The sequence below is a fragment of the Coprobacter sp. genome (assembly GCF_982436375.1).
On the sequence record NZ_CEWDCG010000216.1, the window covers coordinates 1 to 4,649 of the forward strand.

At 39.5% G+C, this 4,649-nt stretch carries 4 protein-coding genes; all 4 read right to left on the bottom strand.

Annotation, left to right across the window (positions count from 1 at the left end; translation table 11 throughout):
• A partial coding sequence (locus AC1WHX_RS10545) for a SusC/RagA family TonB-linked outer membrane protein (protein WP_481229316.1) occupies window positions 1-1,030 on the bottom strand: 1,030 nt, incomplete at its 3' end.
• Window positions 1,031-1,420: 390 nt separating this feature from the next.
• On the bottom strand, window positions 1,421-3,055 hold the full coding sequence (locus tag AC1WHX_RS10550) for a glycoside hydrolase family 43 protein (protein ID WP_122303734.1): 1,635 nt from the start codon (window positions 3,053-3,055) through the stop codon (window positions 1,421-1,423).
• A 71-nt stretch (window positions 3,056-3,126) separates the two neighbouring features.
• Window positions 3,127-4,104: a pectinesterase family protein gene (locus AC1WHX_RS10555; protein WP_122337508.1), complete on the bottom strand. Its 978-nt coding sequence runs from the start codon at window positions 4,102-4,104 to the stop codon at window positions 3,127-3,129.
• A 335-nt stretch (window positions 4,105-4,439) separates the two neighbouring features.
• The gene (locus tag AC1WHX_RS10560; RefSeq protein ID WP_009319618.1) at window positions 4,440-4,646 is read right to left on the bottom strand and encodes a winged helix-turn-helix domain-containing protein; all 207 of its coding nucleotides are present in this window, start codon (window positions 4,644-4,646) and stop codon (window positions 4,440-4,442) included.
• Between the last annotated feature and the right edge of the window lie 3 nt (window positions 4,647-4,649).

Genomic DNA, 4,649 nt, shown 5'->3' on the forward strand with positions numbered 1-4,649 from the left:
TCATTATACTATTCTCATCAATATGATTCAATCCTAAACTGAATTTGGTAGCTTTAGAACCTCCGCTAATATTCAAGTTATAATTTTGCTGAAATGCCGTACGGCCGAAAACCTCTTTCTGCCAATTCGTTCCCTGCTTAGATTTATAAATATCCAAATCTTGATAAGCTCCATAAAGACGATTAAAACCGGTCTCCGGAGTTGTCTTGGAACTGGGATCTAACTCATATTGCCACATTACATAATCATAAGGGCTCATCATATCCAAATATTTGGTGATCTTCTTAGCTCCCCAATAAGCATTAAAATCAACGGTGATTTTCCCTTCCGTACCCTCTTTTGTCGTAATAAGAATAACCCCATTAGCTCCACGTGCCCCATAAATAGCAGTAGACGCAGCATCCTTCAACACACGCATATCCTTTATATCCGAAGGAGAGATATCTCCGATACTATTTACCGGGAAACCATCCACAATATAAAGAGGAGAATTATCTTGAGTTATAGAACCTCCCCCACGTACACGTATCTGTATTTCCGCATCAGGAGAACCTTCCGTCGTCGTCACTTGTACCCCTGACAAACGTCCGGTCAAGGCTTCGGCTGCAGACGCTACAGGAATATCCTTTAACATCTTCTCATTAATAGAAGCCGTTGCACCGGTCAACTCACCTTTACGCACTGTACCATAACCGATTACAACCACCTCATCAAGATCTTTCGCCTCTTCGTGAAGCACGATTTTAAATGTCGATTGTTTTCCTACCGTAACTTCATGAGGCTTAAAACCCACATAAGTAAAACGCAGAACCGACTTATCCGAAGGAACTTTAATTTTAAATTTACCGTCGATATCGGTCATAGTACCCTGAGTAGTACCTTTCACTCCGACAGATACTCCGATTTGAGGCTCACCCTTCGCATCGGTAACCGTACCGGAAACTTGCCGTCCCTGAGCATACGCACCAAAGCTGAATAAGCACATCAACAGAAGAATACCCAAACTTCTCAATTTCAGATTTTCGTTCATTAGTACTTGGATTTAATGTTAATGATATATGATTTATTAAATTCATGAAACTATCAAAAAGATATGTTTTCCGGTATTACAAAAGGCATCCGATGAAACGATCGTTTTTTCAGGACAACCTTTTTCTCAAAATAACCACGCACTCGACTTTACAAGTCATACATATTCAATCTTTTATTTTTTATTTCTCCGGAGACTGTTCAAGTCCAATCAAACGATCGTTTTTCTGGACAACCTTCTCTATCGAAAAACTAAAAATGAACTCTTACAATTTCACACGGCTATCATATTACAAGCCCAAAAATACACCGAATACAAACGGCAACATGAGCATAAATTGTCACTTTTATAGGATTTTTTGATAATATCTTCAAATAAAACTTTTAAAAGCTATTTCGTTACTCTAAACCAATCTATATCCACCCAACCTCCATCATTGACGGCTTTAGGACGAGTAATAAACAATCCCACTTTAGCACCGATCCATTTACCGGGTTTCGCCGTAAAGTTTTCTCCCAAAGAAATAAACTTCTTGCCATCTACACTATAACTGAATGAACAGATAGCTTCTTTCTCGGAATCTTTCTTAACCTTTACTCTAAGAAACAACGTATTATCAGATAACTTTACCGACGCATTTTCCTCTTCCTTTCCTTTCTTATCAGCCTTACGGCACACATTCTGTACCAAGATCAATCCGTCCGCACGATTTTCAATTGCCAACACGGCATAATCTGCCCCCATTACAACCAAACCTGTCCGTTCTCCAGTATATTTAGAAGAAGGCGCAAATGAGACCTTCGTTGTCACCGTAAAATCTTCCGTTGGAAATTTTTGTAGTAACAAATTCGGGACATCCCATAAATTAACCTGATTTTCGGTATAATAAGAGTAAAGCCGTAACAAACTATTACCTCCGTCACAAAAATACCATATCGGTTTAGGATTTGCCTGCCATTGCCATTGCAAACCTAACTCTAAAGAGTCGAATTCATCGCTTTCTGCAGGCGTTTCAATAGAATAAGTTTTTCCGACATTCGGTTTCTTATAAGAATACACAGGACTCCCGCAACCATCCCCATCTTTATCGACTCCGATTACAGGCCATCCGTCAACCCACTTCATCGGCTGCAAATGAACTACGCGACCATACGCTTCTTTATCTTGAAAATGAAAAAACCAATCCTCTTTTCCATCCGGAGTATCTACCCATGCTCCCTGATGAGGTCCATTTATATTCGTATTTCCCTGAGCCATCACAATTTTCCACTCATACGGACCCCATATATTTTTAGACCGTAAAACTGTCTGCCAGCCTGTCGGTACACCTCCGGCAGGAGCAAAAATATAATACCAGCCGTCTCGCTTATAAAATTTAGGACCTTCTATCGTTGCATTGCCAATATGTCCGTCAAAAATAATTCTGGACTCCCCGATCGCCCGTGTCCCGTCCGGAGTCATACGGATCAATCCCAAAATACTTTTCAGACCGGCACGACTTCCGGCATAGCCATGTACTATATAAGCATTACCGTCTTCATCCCATAACGGACAAGTATCGATAATCCCTTTAGCAGCTTTTACCAATACGGGGTTATCCCATTTCCCGGCAGGATCTTTAGATTTTACCATATAAATTCCCGTGTCGGGATCACCATAATAAATATAAAACTCTCCCTGATGATATCTTATACTGGGTGCCCAAACCCCATTTCCATGTTGCATCTGAGAAAAGCGTTCTTCCGGAAGCAAGCGTTCAATAGCTGTTCCTATAATACGCCAATTCACCATATCTTTAGAGTGAAGAATCTGAAGGGCAGGTATACATGCAAAACTCGAAGATGTCATATAATAATCATCGCCTACCCGACAAACGTCCGGATCAGAATAATCAGCATCTAAAACAGGATTCTTATACTTTCCGTTTCCCAAATCGGAGACCCATACTTGCGAGACATAAGATTGTGCAGAAACTGTTCCCCAACAAAGTAATAGGCAAATTACAGCAGTCCATATATTCTTCATAGCACTTATTAAATTAGTTTCAGTGCAAAAATAAACACCATACAAAATCAAAAGGGGGAAATTTCGACAAATTACGAGGATTTTTTATACACACTTTCAACACACGTTTTTCTAAACCAATCCCCTCCCAAAACAGATTCGGGAATATATAAAGACACATCATCTTCATCCAATTGCGATGACCAAGAAACTCTGGATTCAGGGTCTGCACCTTCGCCGGCAGAAGCATATTCGGCATAACGGGCAGTTTTTTCATTTGCTGCATTTCGCCAATTATGCCATCCCTCCGGACGAATATGTTTTCCCATCCTGCATTCTAAAAATACCACCGAGGCATATGGTCTCCAAGGACGACCTAAATACACGTTAACAACTCCTTCTGCAGCAGTCAAATTACACTTATAAAAAACATAACCGTTCTTATGATTCTCCGGCGTAGATGCCGCAGTAATATAAGAATCGGATTTGCTGTGAAGAATACAATGATCAAACCAACATGTCGCCGGACCGAAGATATAATCGGTAGTTCCCTCTATATAACACCGATCGTAATATTGCCGGCTATTCTCATTCCCTGTAAACAATGTATCTTGATTTCCCAACAACCGACAATTACGAACAGCCACACAGTCTCCTTCTACATGCAATGCTACGGCCTGCCCGACTCGTCCCGCCCGATTCTCTACCGTAAGATTTTCCAACGTTACACGATTCCCTCGTATTTGTAAGGTATAAGTACGAAATGTCCCCATCCGGCGCAACGAAGCATAATCATCATAATAAATCAAAGTCTCCTCCGGACCGTCACCTTTTAATGTTATGTCGCATTTCCATGAAGGAATCTCTACCTTTTCATAATAAATGCCTTTTTTTATATGTATTACACGGGGTACAGGGGTAAAATCACGGACAGAATTAATAGCATCCTGTATAGTTATAAAGTCTCCGCTACCATCTTGAGCCACTACAATTACCGGATAAGCGGTATCGGCATAAATAGAAAAAACAAGGACAAAACTTAAAAAAAACGTGCAAGCAAATGTTTTCATGGAACATCCTCTATTTATTAATACAATCAGGCTGCAATATACAATTTCTCATTTTTATTATACATAAAAGGGGCTAATTTTTTCCTGTTCTTTAGAAGCTGTTTAAATTTTCCGATAAAAAATCATATATACAGACTTTGGAGAGATACTTTCGAATATGATTCTCTGAAAACAAAAATTCACACGTAACAGAAGCATAAAACAAATTGTTCTCAAAAAAAATACTCACAAAGAAAAAGAAACGGTCCAGGAAAACATTCCAAACCGTTTCTTTTACAAACATTACAGAATACTTAATAGCAAAAGGCTCTTTATTCAGAGCCTTTATATAGATATTAGTATTTGATCAAGTTCACCAAAAGGTCACCTTCAACTTCCTCGATAGTAACCTTATCTTCACGTGACAACCAACCCAAAGCAGCATATAACTGCTTATCTTTCAGTTTAGTCACCTTTTTAAGCCCTTTCAAAGTTAAACCTTCGCTTTCATTAAGGGCATTCCATACGAGTCCGGCATTCAAACCGATTTCTTCTCTGTCCATAAC

What these genes read in the sequence shown, in the direction of transcription:
- AC1WHX_RS10550 (WP_122303734.1), bottom strand. Translation starts at nt 3,055, where the DNA reads ATGAAGAATATATGGACTGCTGTAATTTGCCTATTACTTTGTTGGGGA.
- AC1WHX_RS10555 (WP_122337508.1), bottom strand. Translation starts at nt 4,104, where the DNA reads ATGAAAACATTTGCTTGCACGTTTTTTTTAAGTTTTGTCCTTGTTTTT.
- AC1WHX_RS10560 (WP_009319618.1), bottom strand. Translation starts at nt 4,646, where the DNA reads ATGGACAGAGAAGAAATCGGTTTGAATGCCGGACTCGTATGGAATGCC.